Source organism: Pantoea sp. sgz302252 (assembly GCF_042610525.1).
Lineage (GTDB): Bacteria > Pseudomonadota > Gammaproteobacteria > Enterobacterales > Enterobacteriaceae > Erwinia.
Map to the genome: position 1 here is coordinate 70,701 of NZ_JBHDVM010000016.1, position 25,623 is coordinate 96,323.

The window sequence follows — 25,623 nt, forward strand, 5'->3', positions numbered from 1 at the left end:
ACATTTAAAACAGCAAAGCTATAAGTCTGTTGTCATAGGCTGAATGACTTCTCCCATTTACTAATTATTGGGTTAATACTCGTAATCGAAGAAAGTTCTCTTCGGTTTGGCCAGTTACGCATCCATTAATAGGGGAGTAGATACAATGAAGGTACTTATTGTTGATCCGCTGTCGTTTTTTGTTCAGGGCATGATTTCCGGGCTTAAGGAGATAATGCCCGATATGGATGTAAAGGGAATTAGCTGCCGGGAAGATATATTGTCGGAGCTTGCTGCTCATCCCGTTTCAATAATAATCATGGATGGTGGAACAGGCAGCAGTGAACAGTTCGCGCTGCTGGACGACATTGTGCGAAATTATCCGGATATGCGTATTATCGTTACCCTGTTGAAAGTAGGCAAAGATGCTTTGCGCCGCTTCCTTGAGCATCATGCTGTTGCCGTGATCTCCAAAGCCTCCTCGCTGGAAATCTTCTCGCAGGTCATTCGGACCGCCTGCTGTGGCATGGTTTGCATCCCTGACGGCGAACACGTTTGGGAAATAAACAGCGAGCAGGAATTAATAATGAAACTAAGCGAACGCCAGCGCGAAGTATTAAAGCTGATCGCGGCTGGCGAATCGAATAAGCAAATAAGCCGACATCTTAATATTAGTGCCGGTACGGTAAAATCTCACCTCGAATCCATCTATCGCCGCCTGAATGTAAAAAACAGAACCCAAGCCGCCATGATGATGTCGCTGGAAGATTAAATAATCTTATTCCGCACCAGGGAATCATTAAATTATAAAAAACAAAGAATCGAGCTGGGTCATACTAATCAGTATGCGTTGATTTTCTTCTCTTGTTTTTGCCTGCTGTTGATGTAGCTGCCTTGTTAACCACGGCCTTTTTCGTAGCGGGCTTACGACTGGCCGGGGTTTTCTGTGCCAGAGGCGTGCCTGGTTTTCTGCGATCCCGCAATATTTGCCAGAAATAGTGGGTGGCGACCATGCCAATCCCGGCATCTTTCAAAATACGCACCGGCAGCTCATCAATGAGCAATATTTTGCCGAATGGCAAATAAGGCGCGTTGATCACTGCCTGAGTGGCAAAACCCAGCGCGGTACAGATTAAACCGATACGATACCAAACCGGCAGCAGTAGCATCCGCTTATTAAGGGCACAGAAAAAAATCATTGTCGCGGCCAGCGCATCAACGATGGTTAAGAAAAAATATTCCAGCCAGGCCATATAGTTCATTTTGCGCTCCTGGTATTAACCGGTTGCCGGACTGGTTTGCCGCGCGGGCTTCTTTTATCTGCCAATTCGTTTTTCTTGCGCAAGCCGCGCGCTACCCGCTTCAGTTCACCGGCCACCTCCAGGATATCGCTATCCTCCCGCCGGTTAAAAAAATTTGCCAGCCAGGCGATTACGCCGACGCTCACTATGCCCAGGCCGTAGCCAAGTCCCATCGCGTTGTCTGCCTGGTTAAAATTCATGCCCAGCCAGCGCGATACCAGGCCGCCGAGCGCAAAGGTCGCCGCCACGCTGATACTGCCGATAATAATGCCGGCAGAAAGCCTGCCATGCTGGTGCAGCTTTCTGGGCTGCCAGAAAAACGAGATGCTCAGGCCGCCAAATAATCCGGCGAAAGCGGCCAGCAGTTGATTAATAAAAAAGCTCTGACCAGGTTCAAGCATGGCAGGGTTCATGATGTGCTCCCGTAAACAACGGCGCCGTCCGGCAGACGGCGCCGGATGATGACCTAAAAACAGGGCGCGATTTCCACCCTTGAGCTGTTTTCGTTACTGGTTAAATAACGTGTTGTTGACTGCGGCGAATAGATAACCCTTTTCGCGCTGCGCAAGCCGCGAACGCTTTCCAGATCGGCGCTATACCAGGTGCTGCCGCCCGCCAGGCCCGCGCTCTGCACTACATCGCCGCCTATACTCTTTTGGTTCAGTACCCAAACTTTCCAGAGCGAATCCGTAGCCTTGCCGCTCCAGCCCTGGCGTATGGCGTACTCGCTGGTGACATAATTTGCGGGTAAAACCTCATCTTTATTAAGCGCGCGCAACAAAGTTACCAGCGCGGCTTCATTACGAATCGGCTTACCGTTCTGCTCTTCCAGCGCCTGGTTAGCTTCGTGAACGGCATCGACGCAGCTTGTTTTCCCGGCTGCCTGCGCTGGCAGACTAACCGCATTCAGCAGCGAAACAGCCGCCAGGAGGCTGGACAGAAAAAATCGACGTGTTTGCATAAGGTTTATCCTGTAGAAAAAAAGAAGTGTTGGCGTTAATAAAACGGCTACTGGCCTAAAAACAGCGCGCGCTCGGCTGTCCGGCGGCGGGTTAATCCGGCAACCTGCTTGCCGCCCGCTTTATCCCAGCGCAGAAACTGATCGGCTGCTTCCTGATAGCGCCGTTCATTCAGCAGCTTCAGCAACGTGGAGCTTTTAAGATTGCCGCTGCCCAGGTTGAAGGTAAAAGAGACCAGAGCATCAAACTGATCCTGACTAAGCGCGACCAACACATATCTATTTACGGCGTTCTCGCTGACGCTGAGATCCCGTCGCAGCAGAGCTTCTGCCTGCGCTTCGTTAAGGGGTTGCGCAAACGACTCTTCCGGCAGAATGAGATGCCCGTAGCCAATAGTCCATTTCCCCACCACATCCTGATATTTGCTCAGGCTTAAGCCTTCGAACACTTTGATTAGCGCGATACCCTTAGCGCCCGTGACTCGCTTTTCATTGCTCATTCTCGGTTACCTCTGCTGCGTTGGGTTTAGGGACAATCCGGTTGGTATACTCTTCAATCAGCCGCATAACGCTTTCCGGCGGCTCCAGCACCGTAAACTGCATTTCTATATCCACATGGCGGCTGTCGCGGCCCTCTTTGGCCTTGCTGGGCGGCGAAAGGCTGACCTGAAAGCGGCTGACGTTCTCCTGACCGCCTTCGGCTGGTAGCAGATCGACGGCCTCGGTGCGGATAGTCAGATGGACATTCATCTTTTCCAGCATCAGGCCGCGCGGCGTGGCTAATGCCACCAGCGGCAGCTCGAAATGATGCTTATCATCCAGCTGCATCAGCAGCGTGCGTGGCGATAGCGAGCCATCGTCCAGGTGCTCGAAATAGGGATCCAGCGCCTGCATATACTGATGCGAAATCAGCTGGTTGGCAGCGCTGGCGGCCTGCTGCATACCGCGAGTGATCTCCTCCAGCGAAACGGGCATCACGCCTCCCGACGGCGGCGGCAGATCGGCATCCTGCCCGTTGGGTGGTGGAGGCGGCGGTAAATCGGCATCCTGACCATCAGGCGGCGGAAATGGCGGCAGATCCGTTTCCTGCCCGTTAAGCGGCGGCAGATCGGCATTCTGCCCGTCAGGCGCGGTCGCTGGCGGCACGCGATTAGGCGTTTTACTGCCGCGTAGCCAGTTTCTGAAAGACATAATCTTCTCCCGGTTAAGAAGGCCCCGCGCTGGCGGCCTTCAGATAGAGGCGATCCTGTGCTTTGCGCTGTTAGGCAGCCCTGGTCGTCGGCTGGTCGCCGCCGGATACCGTTGGCGCATAGCCGTCCAACGTGTTGTCATCCAGCTTTTTCGCTTCCGCTGGCAACACTGCCGGTTTGGTGGCGGCGTCGGTCAGAAAATCGATAACCCGCATCAAAGCTTCTGGCGGCTGCTGGCGTTTAATCTGCGTATGAATACTGTATTTGGCGCGGGTATCGGATTTGCGGGTTTGCTCCGCCTTATGCGATACGCGACCGGCGACTTTGACTTTTACCGGCCCCCAGCCGACGGTGGCTTCAAAAGTGCCTTCCGCATCGTCGGAGCTGGAGCTGGCTTCGCTTTGGGTCACTTCCAGTTCAAAATCGATGGTGCCTTCTTCAATGCAGATAATGGGATGGGTGATGGCGGCCAGCAGCGGAATGCGCATGGTTTTTTTCACCACGCCCTGGATCACGCCAGCCTGATCGACGACGGTTTCGTCGTAGTCAAACTGCACGGATTCAGCCTTGCCGTCTTTAATGCAAACCGAGAGCAAAAAATCGGCATAGGCCTTGCTGGCCTGCACCTGAGCCTTGATCATCGCCTGTAAAGGGCCGCCGATCATATGCTCCAGCGGCAGGGCGTTGATAACCGAACCAATAAACTGTGAATCCATAGCCTGTACTCCTGTTGATTGAGTGCGACATGAGGGACGAGCTCGCAGGAGAAACAGTAAGGCACAGCGCTAACAGAAAATATCCGTTGCGTGGCGGAAAGCGGCAGGCGAATGGCCGATGATGGAAGGAGGAAATGGCGATAAAAAAGCCCGCCGGGAAGGGCGGGCCTGGAAGAAGGCGTTATTTAACGCCGCAAACTGCTGAACCTGAAGCGATGGGGGGCCTGTGGCTGGAGCAAAGCATTACGGGCCATGGACGGCCCGTACTGAGCTGCCAGGGACGACGTTTTTTGCGTCTTTGCGGAAGACACTGGCCCTCCTGAGCCCGCATCGGAATACTTTTTCATCAACCTCAGGCGTTATTTAACGCCGTTTTGCCGGAACCAGGCAAGCATGCGCTGCCAGCCGTCTTTGGCGGATTCTTCATGATAGCTGGGACGATAGTCGGCGTTAAAAGCGTGCCCGGCGTCGGGATAAACTACAATCTCCGAATGCGAATTTGCTGCCCGTAGCGCCTGGCGCATCGTCTCCACGCTTTCCAAAGGAATGCCATCATCCTGCGCGCCGTAAAGCCCAAGCACCGGCGCGTTAAGATCGATTGCGACATCTACCGGGTGCTTCTGCTGCTGCAACGTTTTATCGCCTGTGAGTTTGCCATACCAGGCAACGCCCGCTTTCAGCTGAGGATTATGCGCCGCGTAAAGCCAGGTAATGCGGCCGCCCCAGCAAAAACCAGTAATGCCCATATTGCGCATATCGCCGCCGTGCCGCGAGGCCCAGTTAGCCACGTGATCCAGATCCGCCAGTACCTGAGTATCCGGAACCTTGCTCACTAACTCTTTAAACAGGGTAGGGATATCATCGTACTCAGCGGGATCGCCCTGGCGGAAGTAGAGCTCTGGCGCCACAGCCAGATAGCCTTCCGTCGCCAGGCGGCGGCAAATATCACGGATATGCTCGTGAACGCCGAAAATTTCCTGCACTACCAGAATCACCGGCAGCGGGCCGCTGGCGTCGCGTGGTCTGGCGTGAAAAGCGGGCATATTTTCGCCCTGAGTGGGCACCGACGTTTCGCCGGAAACGATATCGGCGCTGTCGGTAACGATGGTGGTCGATGCGGCAGGTGAAACCGCAGGAGCGAACCCCTTATTGCTCAATGGTTGAGTCGGATTATCTTCGGTTTTCATTGTCCTCTCCATGCATGCAGTAGCGCAATCAGCTAACTATAGCCAGGATTAAGTTGCAAACGGATAACGACCATCTCAGGATTTTTAACAAGGGCAGCCGTTGCTGCCGGCATTAACGCCCAAGATGTGATGTTTCTCTCATATTTACCGAACGAAAATGTAACTTTCATAAATTCAGGCGAAGTTGCTCACACAATTTTGCCTCAATCTGCGTTACCTTAGACGTTTCAACGCTTTTTTCCGTCACAGGAGTTTGTCATGGCGCAGTCCGATGTTTTTCACCTGGGTTTAACTAAAGCCGATCTACAGGGCGCAACCCTTGCTATTGTGCCGGGCGATCCCGAGCGCGTTAAAAAGATTGCTGCACTGATGGACAATGCGGTTCATCTGGCCTCGCACCGTGAATTCACTACCTGGCGTGCAGAAATCGACGGCAAAGCGGTAATTGTCTGCTCAACCGGTATTGGCGGGCCTTCTACTTCTATCGCGGTTGAAGAACTGGCGCAGCTTGGCGTCCGCACTTTCCTGCGCGTCGGCACTACAGGCGCTATCCAGCCTGGAATTAACGTAGGTGATGTGCTGGTCACCACCGGCTCGGTTCGTCTTGACGGCGCCAGCCTGCATTTTGCACCGCTGGAGTTTCCGGCCGTCGCCGATTTCGCCTGTACCACCGCGCTGGTGGAAGCGGCAAAAGAGGCTGGCGCGAATCTGCACATCGGCGTCACTGCTTCTTCCGACACTTTCTATCCGGGGCAGGAGCGTTATGACACTTTTTCCGGCCGCGTAGTAAGCCGCTTCCAGAATTCTATGCAAGAGTGGCAGCAAATGGGCGTGCTGAACTATGAAATGGAATCGGCCACGCTGCTGACCATGTGCGCCAGCCAGGGATTACGCGCGGGCATGGTGGCGGGCGTCATCGTCAACCGCACCCAGCAGGAAATCCCGGATGCGGAAACCATGAAAAAAACCGAAAGCGATGCGGTACGTATCGTGGTCGACGCAGCGCGCCGTTTAATTTAGGTATCACTGCTATCCGCCTCAGGGAAACAGGGTTTCCCTGAAGTCGGCCTGGATTCAGATTAACCCGGCCTGAGCGCAAATTCGGTTCTATAGAGGCCGGGAAAATTTTTGTACCCTTCTGGTTGTTCGTAATTTATACTAATAAACCAGGCTTTTGGAGGTTTTCCATGAAAAAATGTTCAAAAAAAGAGCAAGCCATTGCTTCTCATATTAATGAAGGACGCGAAGCGGGGTTAGCCAGGGTAACTGGCACCACACCTGAAGAGATCCGCGCCAGCTTTATGCGAACCTTCAGAAATAAGGATATTGGCGAAAGCAGGCAGGTAAAGGGATTACATGGCCATTCAGAGAAAAAGCATATCCTGGGTTGACTTCAGGCTAAAGTTTGAAGATTCCTGCCGCGCCTATGGCTTTAACGCTGATAAAATAGATGCTTTATCCACAGATATCTTCGAATTGGTTGCTAAATGGCGTGCAGATGGCTTCGTCGATATTTATGAAAATGGCGATAAGCCTGCCCACGGTATGATTAAGTCTTCCAGGAAAGACGCAAGCGGCCGAATATATGAGTGTTATACAGAATTTTACCATTCCCGCATCACGCCCGGTGCAGATGACCCTTTGCTTTTACTGACTTTCGAAAACGTAGCGGACGATCCTTTTCCATGGCTGGTTCTGGAATCTATTATAAAACATGACCAATATTTTGGTCGTAAAGGTAAAGCGAAAAGAATGGTTAACCATTTGAATGCGTTACGTGAAGCCGTTGCCCGGCGTATTAATTATGCCCGCAAAAAATTCAAAATGATGTTTATAAAAAACTTAAAATAAAACGCGAGTAAGTTTTTTAATAAAGCGTTCGCGTAATTCCAGCCAGAATGGGTTTATTATCTATAACCCTGCAATTACTTTTATCTCTTCAGGCCACCAGTAACCACTTTTGCGAGCCGTCTCCGGCATTCTGATGAAAACCCCACCGACGCCGTTACATCGTGCTTTTTAACTCGACATTGCCGCAGGCTGCCCTTACCTTTTCTGCCAGAGAAGCTTGTGTGGGGGGAAGCGCGTGGATGCAACAATCGGTTACGGCATTGGTTCAGGCCTGGCGGGCATACTGCTTGGCTGGCTGATCGCCTGGTATCAGGGCCAGCAGCGCGCCGCCCGGCAGGAGACAGAACGCAGGCTGCAACAGCAGGCCGCCGACCAGCTAAAGCAGGAGCGCGATCGTCTCACGCAGCAGCATAGCCAGCAGCAGCAGGCGCAAAAACAGCAGGAGCTGGAGCTGCGTCAGCTGCACGGCGCCCTCGCGGCAGCGCAGGAAAAGCTCAGCCAGCTCGACCACTGGCGAGGCGAAGCCGAACAGCTATCCCGGGAAGTGCGCGCGCAGTTGGAAATCAACAGCGCCCAGGAAGCAGAGCTGCGCGAAGTCACCATTCGCCTTGAAGAAAGCAGAATGGCGGCGGAAGAGAAACAGCGTCTGCTGGTCAACAGCGAGCAGCGGCTGAACTCGCAGTTCGAACAGCTCGCCAACCGTATTTTCGAGCACAGCAACCGCCGCGTGGATGAACAGAACCGCCAAAGCCTGGACGGGCTGCTGTCGCCGCTGCGCGAACAGCTGGAGGGTTTTCGCCGTCAGGTGCAGGATGGTTTCGGCCAGGAAGCGCGCGAACGCCATACGCTGTCGCATGAAATTCGCAACCTGCAGCAGCTCAACGCCCGCATGGCGCAGGAGGCAATCAACCTCACCAAAGCGCTAAAGGGCGACAATAAAATGCAGGGCAACTGGGGCGAAGTCGTGCTTAGCCGCGTGTTAGAGGCATCTGGCCTGCGTGAAGGCCACGAATACCAAACCCAGGTCAATATACAGCTGGAGCATAACGCCCGCATGCAGCCAGACGTAATTGTGCGGCTGCCGCAGGGCAAGGATGTTGTCATTGATGCGAAAATGACGCTGGTCGCCTACGAACGCTACTTCAACGGCGAGGACGAGGTCACGCGAGAAACGGCGCTCGGCGAACACGTCGCCGCTATCCGCAGCCATATCCGCCTGCTAAGCCGCAAAGATTATCAGCAGTTACCCGGCCTGCGCTCGCTGGATTATGTGCTGATGTTCATTCCGGTCGAGCCAGCGTTCCTGGTGGCGATCGATCGCCAGCCGGAGCTGATTAACGAAGCCTTAAGCCAGAACATCATGCTGGTCAGCCCGACCACGCTGCTGGTGGCGCTGCGCACCATCAATAATCTGTGGCGCTATGAGCATCAAAGCCGCAATGCCCAGCGTATCGCCGACAGAGCGGCTAAGCTCTACGATAAAATGCGCCTGTTCGTCGATGACATGTCGGCGATGGGGCAAAACCTCGACCGGGCCACGGAAAGCTACCGGCAGGCAATGAAAAAGCTGGCGGAAGGGCGGGGCAACCTGATAGCCCAGACGGAAAGCTTTCGGCAGTTGGGTGTTGCCGTTAAGCGGCCGGTCAATCCCCGGCTGGTGGAACAGGCGATGCCGGATGCGCACGAGCAGGAAGAGGATGAAGACGACGAGCCTGAGTACCTGGCTACGCAGGCAGGCGCAGCCCGCGTCAACGAATAACCTGCAAGGCAGTGCCTGGCCTGCGGGACTCTGATACACTTGGCAGATAACTGATTGCAGAGCAGGCAAAACAAATGGCAGATGAATCAAAGGATACCACGCACTTCGGCTTTCAGACGGTAGCGAAAAGCGACAAGGCTGAAATGGTGGCCGACGTTTTCCATTCCGTTGCGGCCAAATATGACCTGATGAACGATCTGATGTCGTTCGGCATCCACCGCGTCTGGAAGCGCTTTACCATCGACTGCAGCGGCGTGCGTCGCGGGCAGCGCGTGCTGGATTTGGCCGGCGGAACCGGCGACCTGACCGCGAAATTTTCCCGTCTTGTCGGCGAAACCGGCGAAGTAGTGCTGGCGGATATCAACAGCTCCATGCTGAAAGTCGGCCGTGAAAAGCTGCGCAACAACGGCATCATCGGCAACGTCAGCTATGTGCAGGCCAATGCCGAAGCGCTGCCCTTCCCGGACAACCACTTCGACTGCATCACCATCGCCTTCGGTCTGCGCAACGTCACCGAAAAAGAAAAAGCGCTGGCCTCGATGTTTCGCGTGCTTAAACCAGGTGGACGCCTGCTGGTGCTGGAGTTTTCTAAACCGGTGCTGGAGCCGCTGAGCAAAGCCTACGACACCTACTCTTTCCACGTGCTGCCGCGTATCGGCGAGCTGGTGGCGAAAGATGCCGGCAGCTATCGCTACCTGGCCGAATCGATCCGCATGCATCCGGACCAGGATACGCTAAAGCAAATGATGGACGATGTCGGCTTTGAGAACACTACTTACCACAATCTTACCGGTGGCATTGTCGCGCTGCACCGTGGATTCAAGTTTTAAACAGGATAGCGAATGACCATAACGCCGCTGTTAACCGCAGGGCTGGAAACAGCGCTCAATCAGATTTTATATCGCGATCGCGGCCTGAAAGCGGCGCGTCAGCGTCTTAACGGCAGAAGCCTGGCTATCGAGCTGGCCGAGCTAAACAAGCCGCTGATTTTTATCTTCAGCGAGCGTCAGGTTGACGTGCTGGGCGACTGGAGCGATACGCCGGACTGCAAAGTGAAGACCCGCCTGGCTACGTTACGTAAGCTGCGCGATCGGCAGCAGTTAACCACGCTAATCCGCAGCGGCGAGCTGGAGGTTGAAGGCGATCTGCAGGTGGTTCAGCAGTTTTCCGCGCTGATCGACCTCGCCGAGCTGGATCCCGCCGAATACCTGGCGCCCTGGATTGGCGATATCGCCGCGCAGGGGCTCAGCCAGGCAGCTAAACGTGGCCTGCAGTTTGTGCGCGGCAACCTTGACCGCAAGCAAAGTTATCTGAGCCAGGCGCTGACGGAAGAGTGGCGGCTGGCGCCCGGCGGCCTGGAACTGGCCTGGTTTGCCGAAGAAGTCGACGCTGCCGCCCGTGAGTTGGCCGCGCTGGAAACCCGCCTTAAACAACTGGAGGGCAAATGACCCTCGGAGAATTACGACGTCTCTATTTTATTATCCGTGTCTTCCTGAGCTACGGTCTTGATGAGCTAATCCCGAAAACGCGGCTGGCGCTGCCGCTGCGCCTGTGGCGCCGGACGCTGTTCTGGATGCCTAATCTGCACCAGGAGCGCCAGCTTGGCGAGCGTATCCGTCTGGCGATGGAGCAGCTCGGCCCGGTATGGATCAAATTCGGCCAGATGATGTCCACGCGCCGTGACCTTTTTCCGCCGCATATCGCCGACCAGTTGGCAATGCTGCAGGATAAAGTCGCCCCTTTTGATGGCGTACAGGCGAAAAAGCAGATCGAGCTGTCGCTTGGCTGCAAAGTCGAAACGCTGTTCGATGACTTTGAAATTAAGCCGCTCGCCTCTGCTTCCATCGCGCAGGTGCATACCGCCACGCTGAAAGAAAACGGCAAGGAAGTGGTGATCAAGGTTATTCGTCCGGACATTCTGCCGGTGATCAAAGCGGATATGAAACTGATCAACCGCATGGCGGCCTGGGTGCCGCGCCTGTTGCCAGACGGTCGCCGTCTGCGCCCGCAGGAAGTGGTAGCCGACTACGAAAAAACCCTGATTGACGAGCTGAACCTGCTGCGCGAAGCGGCTAACGCCATCCAGCTGCGCCGTAACTTCGACGACAGCAAGATGCTTTACGTGCCGGAAATCTATTCCGACTACTGCAGCGAAACCATGCTGGTAATGGAACGCATTTATGGCATTCCTATCTCCGATGTCGCGCAGCTTGAACAGCGCGGCGTCAACATGAAGCTGCTGGCCGAGCGCGGCGTACAGGTTTTCTTTACCCAGGTCTTCCGCGACAGCTTTTTCCATGCCGATATGCATCCGGGCAATATTTTCGTCAGCTATGACCATCCTGAAGATCCACAGTATATTGGCATCGACTGCGGCATCGTCGGCTCGCTGAACAAAGAGGATAAACGCTACCTGGCGGAAAACTTTATCGCCTTCTTTAATCGCGATTACCGCAAGGTTGCCGAGCTGCATGTGGATTCCGGTTGGGTACCGCCGGACACCAACGTTGAAGATTTCGAATTTGCTATCCGCACCGTCTGCGAGCCAATCTTTGAAAAGCCGCTGGCGGAGATCTCATTCGGTCACGTATTGTTAAACCTCTTTAACACCGCGCGTCGCTTCAACATGGAAGTACAGCCGCAGCTGGTGCTGCTGCAAAAAACGCTGCTTTATGTGGAAGGCGTTGGCAGGCAGCTCTATCCGCAGCTCGATCTGTGGAAAACCGCCAAGCCGTTCCTGGAAGACTGGATTAAAGACCAGATTGGCATTCCGGCTATTATCCGCGGTCTAAAAGACAAAGCGCCGTTCTGGGCGGAAAAACTGCCGGAGCTGCCGGAACTGTTTTACGAAAGCCTTAAGCATCACAAGCACCTGAAACACAGCGTAGAGAAACTCACGCACGACTTGAGAAACGATCGCGTTCGTCATCATCAGTCCCACTACCTGTTTGGCGTGGGTGCCACGCTGCTGCTAAGCGGGACGGCCATATTGCTGACTCGCCCGCAGTGGGATTTCCTGTCGGCCGTAATGATAGCCGGTGGTCTGGTAAGCTGGCTGGTTGGCTGGCGTAAAACCGACTGATCGTCATAAAAGGTAAAGAGCGGCTGAAGAGGCGTGACGCGCCCTCAGCCCGGTATATACTGCGAAATTCGCATTAACTGATCTCAGAGGCAAAAATATGGGCGGTATCAGTATCACGCAGTTGTTAATTATTGCCGTAATCGTAGTGCTGCTGTTCGGCACGAAAAAATTACGTGGTCTCGGCTCTGACCTGGGCTCCTCGATCAAAGGCTTTAAAAAGGCCATGAGCGACGAGGAAGAAAAGCCGAAAACCCACGCCGATGATGCTGATTTTAAAGCCACGCTGGCCGATAAACAGCACGCGGAAGCGAAAAAAGAAGACATCAAGAACGACAAGGTGTAAGCCGTGTTCGACATAGGTTTTAGTGAACTGATCCTGGTGTTTGTCATCGGGCTGGTAGTGTTGGGCCCACAGCGTTTGCCGGTAGCGGTGAAAACCGTGGTCGGCTGGATCCGCGCGCTGCGCTCGCTGGCCGCTAACGTGCAAAACGAGCTGGCGCAGGAGCTGAAGCTACAGGAGCTGCAGGACAGCCTGAAAAAAGTGGAAGAGGCCAGTCGCGAGCATTTGACGCCGGAGCTCAAGGCGTCAATGGAAGAGCTGAAGCAGTCGGCAGAGTCGATGAAGCGCTCTTACCTGGGCGAAAACGAAAAGGCGGATGACGAGGCCAACACCATCCATAATCCGCTGGTGAAGAATGCCGAGTCTCATGAAGGCGCAACGCCAGCGGCGGCCGACCACAAGGCTAGCGCGCCAGCGCAAGCGCCCGTGGCCGACAGCGCCTCTTCTGCTGCCCAGACTTCGACTGCGGATGTATCGGTCGCCCAGCCATCTGCTGCCAGCAGCGCGCCGGTCGTGCATGTCTCCTCTGCCGCCAGCACGCCGTCGTCAGCCGTTGCCGAGGCCAATGAGCCACCAGCAGCAGCCAGCGCGCCTTATGAGGTCGGCACTACTGCCGCGCCGGAAGGCGTCACGCCCGCCGCCGCGCCCGTGCAGAAAAAGCCTGCCGCTACAGATGAACTGCCGCCGCTCTCCAGCCGCGCGCCCGTATCCACCACGCCACCGGAAGAACGCTAAACATGGCTGTTGAAGATACCCAACCGCTTATCAGTCATCTGATAGAGCTTCGTAAGCGCCTGCTCAACTGCATTATTGCCATAGTCGCGATCTTTCTTTGCCTGGCTTATTTCTCTAACGACATCTATCAGCTGGTCTCCGCGCCGCTGATTAAACAGATGCCGGCAGGCGCCAGCATGATCGCGACCGATGTGGCCTCGCCTTTCTTCGCGCCGATCAAGCTGACCATGATTGTCTCGATATTTATTGCGGTGCCGGTGATCCTCTATCAGATTTGGGCCTTTATCGCGCCTGCGCTCTATCGCCACGAGCGCCGGCTGGTGGTGCCGCTGCTGATTTCCAGTTCATTCCTATTCTACATAGGGATGGCTTTCGCCTACTTTATTGTCTTTCCGTTGGCCTTCGGTTTCTTCGCGCAAACCGCGCCGCATGGGGTACAGATCGCCACCGATATCAACAACTATCTCGATTTCGTGATGGCATTGTTTATGGCATTTGGCGTTTCCTTTGAGGTGCCTGTCGCCATCGTACTGCTATGCTGGACCGGCGTAACCACGCCGGAAGAACTAAAGAAAAAGCGGCCTTATGTTCTGGTAGGTGCCTTTGTGGTCGGCATGCTGTTAACGCCGCCGGATGTGCTTTCGCAAACGCTGCTGGCTATCCCGATGTACTGCCTGTTTGAAGTGGGCGTTTTCTTCTCCCGCTTCTATACCGGGTTACGTCGTGAAGAGAGCGACGAGGAAACAGAATAGCCGCCGAAGCCTGCATACATTATAAATAACCGCCCGTAAGGGCGGTTACAGACTGCTGACAAACGTGAAGCGATGGAGGGCCTGTGGCGCACTACGGGCCATGGACGGCCCGTACTGAGCTGCCACGGATGGCGCTTTTTGCGTCTTTGCGGAAGACACAGGCCCTCCTGAGCCGGCACCTGCCTACTTTGTCATCAACCTCAACCGCCCGTAAGGGCGGTTACTGTTTGGAACAAGCTATGTTTGATATTGGGGTCAACCTGACCAGCACGCAGTTCGCCAAAGATCGCGATAAGGTCGTTAAGCGCGCCGCCGAAGCGGGCGTTACCGGCATTCTGATTACCGGCACCAACGCGCTGGAGAGCCAGCAGGCGCAGAGCCTGGCGAAGCGTCAGCCGGACTACTGCTGGTCTACCGCTGGCGTACATCCGCATCACGCCAGCGAATGGTCGGCGGAGACGGCGGCCACATTAAGAAGACTGGCGGAAAGCCCGGAAGTAGTGGCGATTGGCGAGTGCGGGCTGGATTTTAACCGCAATATTTGCGGGCCTGAGCAGCAGGCTTATGCCTTCAACGCCCAGCTTGAGCTGGCCGCCGATTTAAACCTGCCTGTTTTCCTTCACTGCCGCGAAGCGCACGATCGCTTCCTTGCTATTCTGAAGCCCTGGCTGCCGAAACTGCCCGGCGCGGTCGTCCACTGTTTTACCGGCACCAGAACAGAGCTGGAAGCCTGTGTAAACGCTGGTCTGTATGTAGGGATTACGGGTTGGGTGTGTGATGAACGCCGTGGGCTGGAGCTGCGCGAATTGATGCCGCTTATTCCAGCGGAACGGCTGCTGCTGGAAACGGACGCGCCTTATTTGCTGCCGCGCGATATGCGTCCTCGTCCGGCATCGCGTCGTAATGAACCCTGCTTTTTACCGCATATAGTAGAGCAGGTAGCTATGCTGCGCGGCGAAGAAGCATCCGCGTTGGGGCAGCAGTGTGATCGTAACGCTCGCGCGCTTTTCCGGCTGGCCGGGCAGTAGCTCAGAGCTTTTGAAACTGCCGGTTATCCAGGCTGCGAACGATCTGCTTATTCAGCAAATTTAGCAGCAGCATGGAGCGTGCCTCGCCGTCCGGCTCGGTAAAAATTGCCTTCAGCCCTTCAAAGGCCCCGTCGGTAATCAGCACCCGGTCGCCGGGCTGCGGTAGCTCCGGGTCGGGCAGCGTTACCGTGGTTTGCGACTGCAACGCCTCGATCACGTCCGTGGGAACGGTAGCGGGCAGGCTGCCGAAGCGCACAAAATGGCTGACGCCGCGCGTCGCGCTGATGGTCGTGGTATGAATCGCTTCCGGATCGAACTCGACAAACAGATAGTTCGGAAACAGCGGCTCATTTACCTGGGTACGCTTGCCGCGCACCAGTTTCTCTAAGGCAATCATGGGGCTAAGACAATGCACTGCCTGGCGCTCAAGATGCTCTTTAGCGCGGCTAAGCTGTCCACGTTTGCAATAAAGTAAATACCAGGATTCCATAACGTCACTTTGCTATTACAGGGTCGCTAAGAATAGCAAAAATAGCGTAAGAGTTATAGCAACATCCGGGCAGCATAGCGCCTGAAATCGCCCCCGGCGGCAGCGGGCAATCGGGCGGGAAGGTTAATTACTTTAGTAATAAGCGGATCGGTTGCTCCCGGTAGTGAAAATTTTCTGCGCGCGCGCCGGGATCGGCGCGACATCCTGCCGCGAAAAACTAAGCACGACGCTTTAATCCTCCCTATAATGGCCGATTCACTGACCGTATTGATGAGAAGTCATGAAATATCACGATCTACGCGACTTCCTTTCCCTGCTGGAACAGCGCGGGGAATTAAAACGCATTACGCAAGAGATCGATCCCGATCTTGAAATGACCGAAATTGCCGATCGCACCCTGCGGGCCGGCGGGCCAGCGCTGCTGTTTGAAAACCCCAAAGGCTACAGCATGCCGGTACTCTGCAACCTTTTCGGCACGCCGGATCGCGTTGCGCTGGGCATGGGCCAGGAGGATGTTAAGGCGCTGCGCGAAGTCGGCCGCCTGCTGGCTTTCCTGAAAGAGCCGGAACCGCCGCGCGGCTTCCGCGACTTTTTCGATAAAATGCCGCAGTGGAAACAGGTGCTGAATATGCCTACAAAGCGCCTGCGCGACGCGCCTTGCCAGCAGCAGATCTGGCAGGGCGAAGAGGTCGACTTGCGCCGCATTCCGGTAATGAAGTGCTGGCCAGAAGACGCTGCGCCGCTGATCACCTGGGGCCTGACGGTCACGCGCGGCCCGCATAAAGAGCGGCAAAACCTCGGCATCTATCGCCAGCAGGTCATCGGCAAAAACAAGCTGATTATGCGCTGGCTGTCGCATCGCGGCGGCGCGCTCGATTTTCAGGAGTGGTCGCAGCAGCACCCCGGCGAGCGCTTCCCGGTCTCTGTAGCGCTGGGCGCCGATCCCGCCACCATCCTTGGTGCCGTCACGCCAGTTCCCGACACGCTCTCTGAATACGCCTTTGCCGGACTGCTGCGCGGCACCAAAACAGAAGTGGTCAAGTGCGTCTCTAACGATCTGGAAGTACCGGCCAGCGCGGAAATCGTGCTGGAAGGCTATATCGAAGCGGGCGAGCTGGCGCCGGAAGGGCCTTATGGCGACCACACCGGCTACTATAATGAAATCGATAACTTCCCGGTCTTTACCGTTACGCATATTACGCAGCGGCGCGACGCTATCTACCACTCCACCTACACGGGCCGTCCGCCGGATGAGCCTGCCGTACTGGGCGTGGCGCTGAATGAAGTCTTTGTGCCGATCCTGCAAAAGCAGTTTCCGGAAATCGTCGACTTCTACCTGCCGCCGGAAGGATGTTCCTATCGCCTGGCGGTCGTGACCATGAAAAAGCAGTACGCAGGCCATGCCAAACGGGTCATGATGGGCGTTTGGTCATTCCTTCGCCAGTTTATGTACACTAAATTTGTTATTGTTTGTGACGACGACGTTAACGCACGCGACTGGAACGACGTTATCTGGGCGATCACCACCCGCATGGATCCGGCCAGAGACACGGTACTGGTAGAGAACACGCCCATCGACTATCTGGATTTCGCCTCGCCGGTTTCCGGATTGGGATCGAAAATGGGCCTGGACGCCACCAATAAATGGCCAGGGGAAACCCAGCGCGAATGGGGCCGCCCAATCCGTAAAGATCCCGCCGTCACGGCGCGTATCGATGCGATCTGGGATGAATTAGGCATTTTCAGTGAGTCGCCCACGCGCAAAAATGCGCCCGGCAAATAATCGACCCGACAGAGGGAATGCATGACAACGTTAAGCTGTAAAGTGATCTCGGTAGAGGCGATAACCGATACCGTTTACCGAGTCCGCATGGTGCCGGAAGCCGATTTCAGCTTCCGGGCCGGTCAGTATCTGATGGTAGTGATGGACGAGCGCGACAAGCGCCCGTTCTCGCTGGCTTCCACGCCGATGGAAAAAGAGATTATCGAGCTGCATATCGGCGCTTCCGACCATAATCTTTATGCCATGGCGGTAATGGAACGTATTCAGGAACAGGGCACGGTCACCGTGGATATTCCACACGGCGACGCATGGCTGCGCGAAGAGAGCGAGCGGCCGCTAATTCTGATCGCAGGCGGAACAGGATTCTCCTATGCCCGTTCAATTCTGCTGACCGCGCTGGCGCAGCAGCCGGATCGCCATATTCAGCTTTACTGGGGCGGTCGCGAACTCAGGCATCTTTATGATATGCCCGAGCTGGAAGCGCTGGCGGTGAAGCACCCTAACCTGCAGGTGATCCCGGTAGTAGAGCAGCCTGAACCGGGCTGGCAGGGGCGCAGCGGCACAGTGCTGACAGCAGTGATGAACGACCACAGCAGCCTGGCCGATCGTGATATCTATATCGCTGGCCGTTTTGAAATGGCGAAAATCGCGCGCGATCGCTTTTGTGCGGAGCGCGGAGCGAAAGCGGAACAGATGTTTGGCGACGCCTTCGCCTTTATCTGAAGCGCTCCGGGGCAGCGAAAGCTGCCCCGGAATCTCTGTTATATTCTCTCGAATACGGTGGCGATGCCCTGGCCCAAACCGATGCACATGGTTGCCAGACCGAACTGCGCATCGCGCCGCTCCATCAGGTTCAGCAGCGTAGCGCTGATGCGCGCGCCGGAACACCCCAGCGGATGGCCCAGCGCGATTGCGCCGCCGTGTAAGTTGACCTTATCGTCCAGCTTATCCATCAGTCCCAGCTCCTTAATACAAGGCAACACCTGAGCGGCAAAAGCTTCGTTCATTTCAAACAGATCGATATCATCGACATGAAGGCCCGCCTTTTTTAGCGCCAGCCGCGAAGCCGGAACCGGCCCAAAACCCATAATTGACGGACCGCAGCCGACCACGGCCATTGACCTGATTCGCGCCCGCGCTTTCAGGCCCAATTCCCGGGCGCGCGATTCGCTCATCAGCAGCATGGCTGCTGCGCCGTCGGAGAGCGCTGAGGAGCTACCGGCTGTTACCGTGCCGTTAACCGGATCGAAAGCAGGTTTCAGTGCTGCCAGACCCGCCGCAGTGGTATCGGGCCGAATAACCTCGTCAAAATCGTAGCGCTTTAACACGCCATCGCTATCATGGCCGCTGGTGGCGACGATTTCAGTGGCGAAATGACCGGCCTGGGTTGCCGCCCAGGCGCGCTGATGCGAGCGGGCAGCGAACTCGTCCTGCATTTCCCGGCTGATATGATGCATCCGCGCCAGCATCTCGGCTGTCAGACCCATCATGCCAGCCGCTTTCGCCACGGTTTTGCCTAATCCAGGGTGAAAATCGACGCCGTGGCTCATCGGCACATGCCCCATATGTTCCACGCCGCCCACCAGACAGGCGCTGGCGTCGCCAACCATAATGGCGCGTGCTGCATCGTGCATCGCCTGCATGGAAGAGCCGCACAGGCGGTTAACAGTAGTTGCAGGAACGCGATGCGGGATTTCCGCCAGCAGAGCCGCATTGCGGGCAATATTAAAACCTTGTTCCAGCGTCTGCTGCACACAACCCCAGTAAATATCGTCCAGGCTTCCTGCCGCCAGCGCCGGATTGCGGCTTAGCAGCGAGCGCATCAGGTGCGCTGATAAATCTTCGGCCCGTACATGGCGAAAGGCACCGCCTTTGGAGCGGCCCATTGGCGTGCGGACGGCATCGACAATGACAACTTTTTCCATCTCTCTCTCCTTACGCCGTTTTCAGGACGTTAGCAGCCGGTTGCGCCTCGGGATACCAGCTCTCATTGCGCTGCGCTTTTGCCAGCAGGCTGGTGGGAAGTTGATAAAGCGGGCCGAGGGCGGCAAAAGCTTCCGCATCGGCGACAAAGCGGGCGCTGCCTTGCGTATCCAGATAGCGAAAAACGCCGCCGCGAAACGGTGGAAAGCCCAGTCCGTAAACCAGCGCCATATCCGCTTCGGCGGGCGTGGCGATAATGTTCTCTTCCAGACAGCGCGCTACTTCATTCACCATCGGAATCATCATGCGGGCGATAATCTCCCCATCGCTGAATGCCCGCTGCGGCTGGCAGACGCTCTGCAACAGCTTATTAACTTCGGGATCGGCCACTTTCTTCTGTTTGCCTTTGCTGTCCTTTTCCCAGCGATAGAAACCCGCCTGGTTTTTCTGTCCAAAGCGTTTCGCTTCAAACAGCACATCGATAGCGTCGCGGTAATCCTTCTTCATTCTTTCCGGAAAGCCGTCGGCCATTACGCTCTGCGCATGATGCGCCGTATCTATGCCGACCACGTCCAGCAGCCACGCCGGGCCCATCGGCCAGCCGAAAGCCTTTTCCATCACCTTATCGATCTGGTGATAATCAGCGCCGTCACGCAGCAGTAGACTGAAAGCGGCAAAATAAGGAAACAGCACGCGGTTAACGAAAAAGCCGGGACAGTCATTAACCACAATCGGCGTCTTGCCCATTTTGCTTGCCCAGGCCACTACCTTCGCCAGCGTGCCGTCGGAGGTTTTCTCGCCGCGAACCACCTCAACCAGCGGCATACGGTGCACCGGGTTAAAAAAGTGCATACCGCAAAAGTTCTCCGGACGTTGTAGCGCACGAGCCAGCTGGCTGATGGGAATTGTCGAAGTGTTGGAAGCCAGCACAGCATCCTGAGCAAGATGCTGCTCCGTCTCTGAGAGTACCGCCGCTTTGACCTGAGGATTTTCCACTACGGCTTCGACTACTATTTCGGCCTGTTCGAAACCTTCATAGCTCAGGGTGGGCCGGATAGCGCCAAGCGTCGCCGCCAGCTGCATACCGTCAATTTTGCCGCGTTCGAGCTGCTTATTCAGCAGACCTGCCGCCTCGCGCATGCCCAGCTCCAGCGAAGCCGGACTAATATCCTTCATCACTATCGGCGTGCCTTTGCTGGCCGCCTGATAAGCGATACCGCCGCCCATAATGCCTGCGCCCAGCACGCCAGCCTGTTGCGGCGTCGCCACATCGCGCGCCAGCTTTTTCGCTTTCGCTTTGATAGCCTGATCGTTGAGGAAAATGCCGACCAGCGCGCGGGCCTCATCGGAACGGGCCAGCGGTACAAAAGCCTTTGTTTCAAGCTGCAAAGCTTCATCGCGGCCCAGCGAGGCGGCGACTTCGATAGTTTTGACCGCTGTTAACGGCGCGGGATAGTGCTTGCCTGCCGTTTGCAGTACAACGCCTTTGGCGGTAGTGAAACTCATCATGGTTTCAATCTTGCTGAGCTTCAGCGGTTGTAGCTTCGGCTGGCGACGCTCACGCCACGGCTGTTTGCCGCTGATGGCCTCGCGCAGGATGGCAATACTCGCCTCGCGCAGCTTATCGGCGGCAACCACGGCATCCACCAGGCCCAGCGCCAGCGCTTTTTGCGCATCCACATCTTTTCCGGCAGCGATAATCTCCAGCGCGCTGTCGGCGCCCAGCAGTCGAGGCAGGCGCACCGAACCGCCAAAACCCGGCATAATCCCCAGCTTTGTTTCCGGCAGGCCAATCCGCGCATCAGGGGCGGCTATGCGGAAATCCGTTGCCAGGATACATTCGCAGCCGCCACCCAAAGCGTAACCCTGTATGGCGGACAGCGTGGGAACAGGCAAATCCTCAAGCCGATTAAAGATGCCATTAGCGTAATGAAGCCATTGCGTCAGCTGCGCTTCAGGCGCGGCGAACAACGATAAAAATTCGGTGATATCCGCACCAACGATAAAAGCGGGCTTGCGCGAGCTGAGCAGCACCGCCTGTAGCCGCGGAAGCTGCTCCAGCACCGCTATCGCCTCGCCCAGGCTGGCAACGGTTTGCGTATCCAGCTTATTGACCGAACCGGGCGCATCAAAGGCCAGTTCGGCAATGCCATCTTCGAGCCAGTCCAGAGTCAGGGTATCGCCTTGGTAAAGCATTCTTCTCTCCTGCCGCCGCGCTAAAGGGATCTGGTCATACCAGATGATCGAGAGTGTGGAGTTTATGTTAATTATTTGCAAACCGAGGTTTGCTTATTTGCAAACAAGATCACAGGCGCGGCAAAACCAACCCGCCGTGCTAAGATGCGGCTGATTACGTGATTAACGGAGGCAAAGTGATGGAGTCGTTGAGCGCCCTTTATCAGGAACACCTTAAAACGCTACAGGCGCGCGCGCAGCAGGTGCTGGCCCGCTATAAGCTGGATGCGATGCTGATCCATTCTGGCGAGCTGCTGACGGTTTTCCTGGATGACCACGATTATCCTTTCAAGGTAAATCCCCAGTTCAAAGCCTGGCTGCCGGTAACAAACGTGCCTAATTGCTGGCTGTGGGTCGATGGCGTTAATAAGCCGAAACTCTGGTTTTACTCGCCGGTAGACTACTGGCATAACGTCGAGCCACTGCCGCAAAGCTTCTGGACAGACGAAATCGATATTACCGCGCTAAAAAAAGCGGACGAAATCGGCCAGTTGCTGCCGGCGAAGCGGGAAAACGTCGCTTATATTGGGCCAGTGCCGGAACGCGCTGTTCAGCTTGGCATTAAAGCGGCCGCCATAAACCCAAAAGAAGTTATCGACTTCCTGCATTACCATCGCTCTTACAAAACCGACTATGAGCTGCATTGTCTGCGTGAAGCGCAAAAGACGGCGGTAGTTGGCCATCGCGCAGCGAAAGAAGCCTTTCTCTCCGGCATGAGCGAGTTCGATATCAATATTGCTTACCTGAGCGCGACCGGGCACCGCGATATCGATGTGCCTTACGGCAATATCGTAGCGCTGAACGAGCATGCAGCCGTACTGCATTACACTAAGCTTGATCATCTGCCGCCTGAGCAGCCGCGCAGCTTCTTGCTTGATGCCGGAACAGAATACAACGGCTATGCAGCAGACCTGACGCGCAGCTATGCGTACGATCCAGGCAGCGATTATGCGAAGCTGATTCAGGATATGAACGCAGAAGAGCTGGCGCTGATCGCCACGCTAAAAGCGGGAGTGCGCTATACCGATTACCATCAGCAAATGCATCAGCGGCTGGCAAAACTGCTGGTGAAGCATCAGCTGGTGACAGGGATCAGCGAAGAAGCAATGGTGGCGGAAAACCTCACCGGGCCCTTTATGCCGCATGGCGTTGGTCATCCGCTGGGTTTGCAGGTACACGATGTTGCCGGGTTTATGCAGGATGAGCACGGCACGCATCTGGCGCCGCCGCAGCAGTATCCTTTCCTGCGCTGCACCCGCATTCTGGAACCGCGCATGGTGCTGACTATCGAGCCAGGCATCTACTTTATCGAATCGCTGCTGGCACCGTGGCGCGAAGGTAAATTCAGCCAGCACTTTGACTGGGCGCGTATTGAAGCGCTGAAGCCTTACGGCGGTATCCGTATTGAAGACAATGTGGTAATCCGCGAGCAGGGCGTGGAAAACATGACCAGGGATCTCAAACTGGACTGATGAACGCTTATGACATTCCCGCTGAAACCTTCAGCTTCAGCGAGGAGATTAAAAAAAGCCGCTTCATTACGCTGTTAGCCCATACTGATGGCGTAGAAGCGGCGCGTGCTTTTCTGCAGCAGGTTAAAAGCGACCATCCCGCCGCCAGGCATCACTGCTGGGCCTGGGTAGCGGGCGCGCCCGACGATTCTCAACAGTTAGGGTTTTCTGATGATGGCGAACCTTCTGGCACGGCAGGCAAACCTATGCTGGCGCAGCTAATGGGCAGCGGCGTCGGCGAGATAACGGCTGTGGTGGTGCGCTATTACGGCGGCATTATGCTTGGCACCGGCGGGTTGGTTAAGGCCTACGGCGGCGGCGTGCAGCAGGCGCTGAAGGCGCTGCCCCGCTTGCAAAAAGTGCCGATGCTGACCTTTACTCTCTCCTGCGACTACGCGCAGCTGGCGGAAATAGAAAGAATGCTTGCCCGCTTTCAAGGGCAGCTGCTGCACAGCGAATTTTTACAGTGCGTCTCGCTGACGCTGGCCTTGCCGCATGCGGAAGTAGCAGGCTTTACGCGCAACCTCACCGATTTCAGCAGAGGGGCGCTTCATCTGGCCCCGGTCAACTAACATACTGTCAGCAAAGGAAAGGCCACATGCATTTTCGTGCCATTACCCGCATCGTGGGTTTACTGGTCATTTTGTTCTCGGGCACCATGATTGTGCCGGGCCTGGTGGCGCTAATCTATCGTGACGGCGCTGGACGGGCCTTTACCCAAACCTTCTTTATGGCGCTGCTAATCGGTTCGCTGCTGTGGTGGCCGAACCGCAAACAGAAAAGCGAGCTGAAGCCGCGCGAAGGTTTTTTGATTGTGGTGCTGTTCTGGACGGTGCTGGGCAGCGTCGGGGCGATGCCTTTTATTTTCGCCGAACATCCTAATCTTTCATTTACCGATGCGTTCTTTGAATCTTTCTCCGGGCTGACCACCACGGGTGCAACAACGCTGGTGGGTCTGGATTCACTGCCTAAAGCGATCCTCTTCTACCGGCAAATGCTACAGTGGCTGGGCGGTATGGGGATCATCGTGCTGGCGGTAGCTATTCTGCCTATCCTTGGCGTTGGCGGTATGCAGCTTTATCGTGCAGAAATGCCCGGCCCGCTAAAAGATAATAAAATGCGGCCCAGGATCGCGGAAACGGCGAAAACGCTTTGGCTGATCTATGTGCTGCTGACGGTGATCTGCGCGCTGGCGCTCTGGCTGGCAGGCATGCCGCTGTTTGACGCTATCGGCCACAGCTTTTCTACTATTGCTATCGGCGGCTTCTCTACGCACGATGCCAGCATTGGCTATTTTCATAGTCCGACCATTAACACCATTATCGCTATTTTCCTGCTGATCTCCGGCTGTAACTATGGCCTGCACTTTACATTGCTCAGCGGACGCAATTTGCGTGTCTACTGGCGTGACCCGGAATTCCGTATGTTTATTGGCGTGCAGTTTACGCTGGTAATCATTTGTACCGTGGTGCTTTGGGCGCACAACGTATACCAAAGCGGTATGCAAACGCTGAATCAGGCTTTTTTCCAGGTTGTCTCTATGGCGACCACGGCTGGCTTTACGACAGACAGCATCGCGCGCTGGCCACTCTTTCTGCCGGTGTTACTGCTTTGCTCTGCTTTTATCGGCGGCTGTGCGGGTTCAACCGGCGGCGGCCTGAAAGTCATCCGTATTCTTTTACTGTTCAAACAGGGCTCCCGCGAGCTAAAGAGGCTGGTGCATCCCAATGCGGTCTATACCATTAAACTGGGCCAGCGAGCCCTGCCGGAAAGAATACTTGAAGCGGTATGGGGCTTTTTTTCCGCCTATGCGCTGGTATTCCTGCTGAGCATGCTGGCCATTATCGCTACGGGCGTGGATGACTTCTCGGCCTTTGCCGCCGTAGCCGCAACGCTGAACAATCTGGGGCCTGGCTTAGGGGTAGTAGCGGATAACTTCACTACTATGAATGATACGGCGAAATGGATTTTGATTCTGACGATGCTGTTTGGTCGTCTTGAGGTCTTCACGCTGTTGGTTCTGTTCACGCCGACCTTCTGGCGCGAATAACAAAAGTTGAAACTTATGAAAGCACTGATTCTTTACTCCAGCCGCGATGGACAGACTCGCGAAATCGCAGCTTATATAGCTAACCAGCTTAAAACGCGTCAGGAATGCGATACGCTCAATATCCTGCATGCAGAAAACATTGAATGGCAGCAGTACGATCGCGTTCTGATTGGCGCTTCCATCCGTTACGGCCACTTTCACCCAAAGGTGGATAAATTCGTTAAGCAGCATCTGGCTGAAATCAAAAAGCGGGCTTCTGGTTTCTTCTCGGTAAACCTTACCGCGCGCAAACCAGAAAAGCGTACGCCGCAAACCAATGCCTATACACGCAAGTTCCTTTTGAACTCGCCGTGGCAGCCAGATTGCTGTGCCGTATTCGCTGGCGCACTGCGGTATCCGCGTTATGGCTTCTTCGATCGCTTTATGATCCAGTTGATTATGCGCATGACCGGTGGCGAAACCGATACGACTAAAGAAGTGGAATACACCGACTGGGAAGAAGTGGCGCGTTTTGCCCACGAATTTGCCGATTTAACCGGCAAAAAGAGGTAAAAACAGGCGTTATGCTGGAAATTACAGCGAACGGCAAAAAAGTTTGTTTTTATGCTTGCCTTCCCGCGGCGCATCCCTATAATGCGCAACCACTGAGACGGCACAACGGCTTACGGCCAGCGGCTCAGGAGGTTCAGGAAGCTGAACCGCCGGAGAAAAACTTCTGAAAAAGAAGTTGACTCTGAAGGAGGAAAGCGTATT

27 protein-coding genes and 1 pseudogene are annotated in these 25,623 nt (G+C 55.5%); 18 read left to right on the forward strand and 10 right to left on the reverse strand.

What is annotated here, in order from left to right; translation table 11 throughout:
- Window positions 1–145 precede the first annotated feature (145 nt).
- Complete coding sequence (locus tag ACETPC_RS21580; RefSeq protein WP_380184517.1) at window positions 146–751, forward strand: LuxR C-terminal-related transcriptional regulator; 606 nt, start codon at window positions 146–148, stop codon at window positions 749–751.
- Window positions 752–815: 64 nt separating this feature from the next.
- Here ACETPC_RS21580 and ACETPC_RS21585 read toward each other — a convergent pair whose 3' ends face one another.
- The 7 genes from ACETPC_RS21585 to ACETPC_RS21615 form a co-directional block, all read right to left on the reverse strand.
- On the reverse strand, window positions 816–1,241 hold the full coding sequence (locus ACETPC_RS21585) for a hypothetical protein (RefSeq protein ID WP_380184518.1): 426 nt from the start codon (window positions 1,239–1,241) through the stop codon (window positions 816–818).
- The gene (locus ACETPC_RS21590) at window positions 1,238–1,693 is read right to left on the reverse strand and encodes a hypothetical protein (RefSeq protein WP_380184519.1); all 456 of its coding nucleotides are present in this window, start codon (window positions 1,691–1,693) and stop codon (window positions 1,238–1,240) included. Before ACETPC_RS21590 ends, ACETPC_RS21585 begins: the two co-directional genes overlap by 4 nt.
- Window positions 1,694–1,746: 53 nt before the next feature.
- Window positions 1,747–2,241, reverse strand: a complete 495-nt coding sequence (locus ACETPC_RS21595; RefSeq protein ID WP_380184520.1) for a ribonuclease — start codon at window positions 2,239–2,241, stop codon at window positions 1,747–1,749.
- A gap of 47 nt (window positions 2,242–2,288) precedes the next feature.
- Window positions 2,289–2,738: a lysozyme gene (locus ACETPC_RS21600; protein ID WP_380184521.1), complete on the reverse strand. Its 450-nt coding sequence runs from the start codon at window positions 2,736–2,738 to the stop codon at window positions 2,289–2,291.
- Entirely contained in the window at window positions 2,728–3,429 is a 702-nt protein-coding gene (locus ACETPC_RS21605) for a DUF2589 domain-containing protein (RefSeq protein WP_380184522.1), read from the reverse strand. Before ACETPC_RS21605 ends, ACETPC_RS21600 begins: the two co-directional genes overlap by 11 nt.
- A gap of 70 nt (window positions 3,430–3,499) precedes the next feature.
- Entirely contained in the window at window positions 3,500–4,144 is a 645-nt protein-coding gene (locus ACETPC_RS21610; protein WP_380184523.1) for a DUF2589 domain-containing protein, read from the reverse strand.
- Between the two features lie 359 nt (window positions 4,145–4,503).
- Window positions 4,504–5,331 (reverse strand): dienelactone hydrolase family protein, encoded by an 828-nt coding sequence (locus ACETPC_RS21615; RefSeq protein WP_380184524.1) that lies wholly within the window; start codon window positions 5,329–5,331, stop codon window positions 4,504–4,506.
- Between the two features lie 258 nt (window positions 5,332–5,589).
- Here ACETPC_RS21615 and udp point away from each other — a divergent pair, with 258 nt between their 5' ends.
- The 11 genes and pseudogenes from udp (at window position 5,590) to tatD (ending at window position 14,878) form a co-directional block, all read left to right on the forward strand.
- Window positions 5,590–6,351 carry a uridine phosphorylase gene (udp, locus tag ACETPC_RS21620; protein WP_380184525.1) on the forward strand — a complete coding sequence of 254 codons (762 nt, stop codon included), beginning with the start codon at window positions 5,590–5,592 and terminating at the stop codon, window positions 6,349–6,351.
- 167 nt (window positions 6,352–6,518) lie between these two features.
- Window positions 6,519–6,722, forward strand: coding sequence for a hypothetical protein (locus ACETPC_RS21625; RefSeq protein ID WP_380184526.1), 204 nt, complete (start codon window positions 6,519–6,521; stop codon window positions 6,720–6,722).
- Window positions 6,688–7,182: a hypothetical protein gene (locus ACETPC_RS21630; RefSeq protein WP_380184527.1), complete on the forward strand. Its 495-nt coding sequence runs from the start codon at window positions 6,688–6,690 to the stop codon at window positions 7,180–7,182. The genes ACETPC_RS21625 and ACETPC_RS21630 overlap by 35 nt, the downstream gene beginning before the upstream one ends.
- Window positions 7,183–7,417: 235 nt before the next feature.
- Window positions 7,418–8,941 carry a DNA recombination protein RmuC gene (rmuC, locus tag ACETPC_RS21635; protein WP_380184528.1) on the forward strand — a complete coding sequence of 508 codons (1,524 nt, stop codon included), beginning with the start codon at window positions 7,418–7,420 and terminating at the stop codon, window positions 8,939–8,941.
- A 74-nt stretch (window positions 8,942–9,015) separates the two neighbouring features.
- Window positions 9,016–9,771: a bifunctional demethylmenaquinone methyltransferase/2-methoxy-6-polyprenyl-1,4-benzoquinol methylase UbiE gene (gene ubiE, locus ACETPC_RS21640; protein ID WP_380184529.1), complete on the forward strand. Its 756-nt coding sequence runs from the start codon at window positions 9,016–9,018 to the stop codon at window positions 9,769–9,771.
- A gap of 12 nt (window positions 9,772–9,783) precedes the next feature.
- Window positions 9,784–10,389, forward strand: coding sequence for an SCP2 domain-containing protein (locus ACETPC_RS21645; RefSeq protein ID WP_380184530.1), 606 nt, complete (start codon window positions 9,784–9,786; stop codon window positions 10,387–10,389).
- Window positions 10,386–12,023 carry a ubiquinone biosynthesis regulatory protein kinase UbiB gene (ubiB, locus tag ACETPC_RS21650; protein WP_380184531.1) on the forward strand — a complete coding sequence of 546 codons (1,638 nt, stop codon included), beginning with the start codon at window positions 10,386–10,388 and terminating at the stop codon, window positions 12,021–12,023. The genes ACETPC_RS21645 and ubiB overlap by 4 nt, the downstream gene beginning before the upstream one ends.
- Before the next feature lie 97 nt (window positions 12,024–12,120).
- Window positions 12,121–12,366 carry a twin-arginine translocase subunit TatE gene (tatE, locus tag ACETPC_RS21655; protein ID WP_380184532.1) on the forward strand — a complete coding sequence of 82 codons (246 nt, stop codon included), beginning with the start codon at window positions 12,121–12,123 and terminating at the stop codon, window positions 12,364–12,366.
- A gap of 3 nt (window positions 12,367–12,369) precedes the next feature.
- Window positions 12,370–12,900: pseudogene (gene tatB, locus ACETPC_RS21660) on the forward strand (Sec-independent protein translocase protein TatB); the annotation flags it as partial.
- A gap of 200 nt (window positions 12,901–13,100) precedes the next feature.
- Window positions 13,101–13,850: a Sec-independent protein translocase subunit TatC gene (gene tatC, locus ACETPC_RS21665; protein ID WP_380184533.1), complete on the forward strand. Its 750-nt coding sequence runs from the start codon at window positions 13,101–13,103 to the stop codon at window positions 13,848–13,850.
- Window positions 13,851–14,089: 239 nt separating this feature from the next.
- Window positions 14,090–14,878 carry a 3'-5' ssDNA/RNA exonuclease TatD gene (gene tatD / locus ACETPC_RS21670; RefSeq protein ID WP_380184534.1) on the forward strand — a complete coding sequence of 263 codons (789 nt, stop codon included), beginning with the start codon at window positions 14,090–14,092 and terminating at the stop codon, window positions 14,876–14,878.
- Between the two features lies 1 nt (window position 14,879).
- On the opposite strand, the gene rfaH is transcribed toward tatD, so the two are convergent.
- Window positions 14,880–15,368: a transcription/translation regulatory transformer protein RfaH gene (gene rfaH / locus ACETPC_RS21675; protein ID WP_380184535.1), complete on the reverse strand. Its 489-nt coding sequence runs from the start codon at window positions 15,366–15,368 to the stop codon at window positions 14,880–14,882.
- 280 nt (window positions 15,369–15,648) lie between these two features.
- On the opposite strand from rfaH, the gene ubiD reads away from it, so the two are divergent.
- A complete protein-coding gene (gene ubiD / locus ACETPC_RS21680; RefSeq protein ID WP_380184536.1) occupies window positions 15,649–17,151 on the forward strand; it encodes a 4-hydroxy-3-polyprenylbenzoate decarboxylase in 1,503 nt (500 codons plus the stop codon).
- Between the two features lie 21 nt (window positions 17,152–17,172).
- Window positions 17,173–17,874, forward strand: coding sequence for an NAD(P)H-flavin reductase (gene fre, locus ACETPC_RS21685; RefSeq protein WP_380184537.1), 702 nt, complete (start codon window positions 17,173–17,175; stop codon window positions 17,872–17,874).
- A gap of 38 nt (window positions 17,875–17,912) precedes the next feature.
- Here the strand turns inward: fre and fadA are convergent, their stop codons facing one another.
- Window positions 17,913–19,076 (reverse strand): acetyl-CoA C-acyltransferase FadA, encoded by a 1,164-nt coding sequence (fadA, locus tag ACETPC_RS21690; RefSeq protein WP_380184538.1) that lies wholly within the window; start codon window positions 19,074–19,076, stop codon window positions 17,913–17,915.
- A 10-nt stretch (window positions 19,077–19,086) separates the two neighbouring features.
- The gene (gene fadB, locus ACETPC_RS21695; RefSeq protein WP_380184539.1) at window positions 19,087–21,270 is read right to left on the reverse strand and encodes a fatty acid oxidation complex subunit alpha FadB; all 2,184 of its coding nucleotides are present in this window, start codon (window positions 21,268–21,270) and stop codon (window positions 19,087–19,089) included.
- A 179-nt stretch (window positions 21,271–21,449) separates the two neighbouring features.
- On the opposite strand from fadB, the gene pepQ reads away from it, so the two are divergent.
- From pepQ to hemG, 4 genes are read left to right on the forward strand one after another with little or no spacing between them, the layout of a single operon-like run.
- The gene (pepQ, locus tag ACETPC_RS21700) at window positions 21,450–22,781 is read left to right on the forward strand and encodes a Xaa-Pro dipeptidase (RefSeq protein ID WP_380184545.1); all 1,332 of its coding nucleotides are present in this window, start codon (window positions 21,450–21,452) and stop codon (window positions 22,779–22,781) included.
- On the forward strand, window positions 22,781–23,392 hold the full coding sequence (locus ACETPC_RS21705) for an IMPACT family protein (protein ID WP_380184540.1): 612 nt from the start codon (window positions 22,781–22,783) through the stop codon (window positions 23,390–23,392). Before pepQ ends, ACETPC_RS21705 begins: the two co-directional genes overlap by 1 nt.
- Before the next feature lie 26 nt (window positions 23,393–23,418).
- Entirely contained in the window at window positions 23,419–24,870 is a 1,452-nt protein-coding gene (trkH, locus tag ACETPC_RS21710) for a Trk system potassium transporter TrkH (protein WP_380184541.1), read from the forward strand.
- Window positions 24,871–24,885: 15 nt separating this feature from the next.
- On the forward strand, window positions 24,886–25,422 hold the full coding sequence (gene hemG / locus ACETPC_RS21715; RefSeq protein ID WP_380184542.1) for a menaquinone-dependent protoporphyrinogen IX dehydrogenase: 537 nt from the start codon (window positions 24,886–24,888) through the stop codon (window positions 25,420–25,422).
- The last annotated feature ends 201 nt before the right edge of the window (window positions 25,423–25,623 follow it).